Here is a 2675-nt window from a genome sequence, read left to right on the forward strand (position 1 = left end):
GTGGTGGCGGGGGCGAAGGCGCGCACGGCGGTGGCCCACTGGCACGGGGACACGTACACGCCGGTGCCGGGCGCGACGCTGCTTGCGTCCACGGATCGCTACACGCAGCAGGCGTTCCGGTTGGGGAGGTCCTACGGCTTCCAGTTCCACCTGGAGCTGACGGCGAAGGAGCTGGGGCGCTGGTTGGAGCTGGGCGCGGAGGACCTGAGCACTCGCGGCAAGGACCTGGAGGAGCTGAAGGCGCAGCTTCCCAAGCTGAAGGCCGCGGAGGCGGAGAACACGCAGCTCTTGCAGCGGCTGGCGCACGAGCTGGCGAAGGGACTGCGCGCGCCATGAAGCTGACCCGCCTGCACGTCCACCACTACCGCGAGCTGGCGCCGGACACGGTGCTGACGTTCGGCCCCGCGCTCAACGTGGTGGTGGGGGGGATGGGCAGCGGTCGCACGACGCTCCTGGAGCTGGTGTCCACGGTGGTGTGCTCGGACTTCTCCGGGCTTCTGCGCGAGCCGTTCGCGTTGGACTACGCGCTGCGCTTCGACGGGCTGACGGTGGAGGTGGCCGTGCGCAACGAGCCGCCCGCCGCGCTGCCCGCGACGACGGGCGCGGAGGAGGGGCCAGGAGAGGCGCTGGCACTGCCTCCCGCGGGGCTCGCGCATGGGCTGATGCCCTCCATCGTGGCGACGGTGCGCTGGGACGCGGCGGAGGACGTGCGGCTGGTGATGCGCGCGAGCGCCACGGGCTTCGCGTGCGAGGTGGACGGCGCGGCCGGCTTCTCCAGGCGCATGCACTGGTCGGTGTTGGATCGCTCCGTGTGGACGCTGCTCTTCATGGCCGCGCAGTACCTGGAGCGCGGCGTGAAGGACCGGCTGAAGGAGCTGCTGCGCCGCACGTTCCTGCTGGCGCCGCCGCGCTTCGATGAGGCGTTGGGGATGTTCGAGCGCATTGGCGCCATCCGCTACGCGATGGAGCGGCGGGGCGAGGACCTGTTTCCCCTGGGGCTCATGGCCCTGCCCACGTGGATGCCCGGGTGGCTGCGCGAGCAGGTGGAGCACGAGCCGCTGCCCCCGACGCTGATGTTCCGTCACGAAACGCTGCCGCGAAGCTTCCTCGCGCGCTTCGTGGCGCTGGCGGGCTTCGCGTCCGGCACGCTCACGGTGGACGTGACGGAGACGACGCCCCTGTCGCAGGGCGGGCGGCTGGGCTTCAGCGGCTTCCGCTTCGCGTTCGTGCGGAAGGACGGCGCGCCGGTGACGCAGGAGCAGTTGGGGTACGGCCAGCGGCGGCTGTTGTCCTTCCTCTACTACCTGGACGTGCACGATGCGTTCGTCATCGCGGATGAGCTGCCGGACGGGCTGCACCCGGACCTGGTGGAGGCGTGCGTGAAGGACGTGGGCGAACGTCAGGCGTTCCTCACCAGCCAGAACCCCGTGCTGTTCGAACACCTGTCCTTCCGCGACGCGGAAGACGTCCGCACGTCGCTCATCCGGTGCGAGGGCGGCACGGGGCACGGGGCCTGGCGCTGGACGCAGCCGTCGCCGGAGCTGGCGGTGCGCCTGTTCGACGCGTACCGCGAGAAGGCCGCGCCGCTGGGCGCGGTGCTGCGCGCCCAGGGCTTCGGGTGAGGCTCAGCGGCCGCCGAGCAGCTCGGTGCTGAAGGAGAAGCCGGCCAGCAGGTAGGGCATGGCGCTGGTGCGGTTCTCGTGCGTGAGGTACCAGCCGGCGATGAGCAGCGCGGTGGGCTTGTTCATGAATCCGCCCGGGCGGGTGTCGAAGGCGTACGCGACGATGGGCCCCACGCGCATGTGCTTGTTGGTGGGAAGGCTCCGGCCGGGCAGCGGATCCACGGCGCCCGAGTCGTCGTCGTAGCTGGGCCACACCGCGGAGAAGCGCGCGCCCAGCGTCCAGCGGCCGTTCATCCAGATGAGGTCCGTGTCGTTGGCGAGCACCCAGCCCTTGCCGGGCACCAGCGTGTCCAGCGTCGGATCATAGAAGGTGCCTGTCGGACTGCCGTCGCGCAGGTCCACGTTCCAGTACTCGAAGGCCACCTTCGTGCGCAGCGCCACCGACTTCACCTTCGCCTGGAGCGTGGGCTCCACGAAGAAGTGGTGGCCGGAGGTGCCGTAGGCCTGGTCGTTCGTCACGTCGCGCACGTCGTCGTCGTAGTTCTGGAATGAATCCGGGTACGACTGGACGCTGCCGAAGGTGCCGAAGAACTGGACGTACTCGTAGCCGGCGCGGAGGTTGAGCACCGCCACGGGCTGGAGCTCCACCACGGGCCCCAGCTTGAAGAACGCCGGGCTCAGCTTGAGGCTCGCCGCGGCGCTGGCGAACGTGTCGCGCAGGAGCAGCGACGGGCTGTCGAAGAGGCGCTTCTGGTAGATGAGCTTGTTCTGCGACTCGAGCCCCAGCGGGTTGTAGCGGAACACGTTGAGGGTGGTGAAGAAGAGCCGGCGCTCCGGCATCGGTGGCAGCACCGGGGGCGGCAGGTTCTCCGTCGTGGGGGGCTCGGGCTGCTGCGCGGTCGCGGGCGCGGACAGCCCCAGCAGGGCCACCATCGCGGCGCGGGGGAGCCACTTCGACACGAAGCGCATCCGGACAGACGTCGGGCGCTGCGGGAACACGTTCGCGGGCATGCGTCCTCTCGGCGGGGGAGCCGTGGCGGGGGCCCCCGGGGG

General features: G+C 70.7%; 2 protein-coding genes and 1 pseudogene. 2 read left to right on the plus strand and 1 reads right to left on the minus strand.

Going from position 1 to position 2675, the window contains the following annotated elements:
* Together D7X74_RS41125 and D7X74_RS41130 are read left to right on the plus strand one after the other, a co-directional pair.
* Positions 1-336: pseudogene (locus D7X74_RS41125) on the plus strand (glutamine amidotransferase); the annotation flags it as partial.
* Positions 333-1622, plus strand: coding sequence for an AAA family ATPase (locus D7X74_RS41130; RefSeq protein ID WP_120538367.1), 1290 nt, complete (start codon positions 333-335; stop codon positions 1620-1622). The pseudogene D7X74_RS41125 and the gene D7X74_RS41130, both read left to right, overlap by 4 nt.
* A gap of 3 nt (positions 1623-1625) precedes the next feature.
* On the opposite strand, the gene D7X74_RS41135 is transcribed toward D7X74_RS41130, so the two are convergent.
* Positions 1626-2591, minus strand: coding sequence for a hypothetical protein (locus D7X74_RS41135; RefSeq protein ID WP_120586162.1), 966 nt, complete (start codon positions 2589-2591; stop codon positions 1626-1628).
* Positions 2592-2675: the final 84 nt, after the last annotated feature.

This window comes from Corallococcus sp. CA047B, from assembly GCF_003612065.1.
In the GTDB taxonomy this organism is placed as follows: domain Bacteria; phylum Myxococcota; class Myxococcia; order Myxococcales; family Myxococcaceae; genus Corallococcus; species Corallococcus praedator.

Bases quoted from the DNA above. Each gene is read 5' to 3' on its own strand.
- D7X74_RS41130 (WP_120538367.1), top strand. From the start codon at position 333: ATGAAGCTGACCCGCCTGCACGTCCACCACTACCGCGAGCTGGCGCCG.
- D7X74_RS41135 (WP_120586162.1), bottom strand. From the start codon at position 2,591: ATGCGCTTCGTGTCGAAGTGGCTCCCCCGCGCCGCGATGGTGGCCCTG.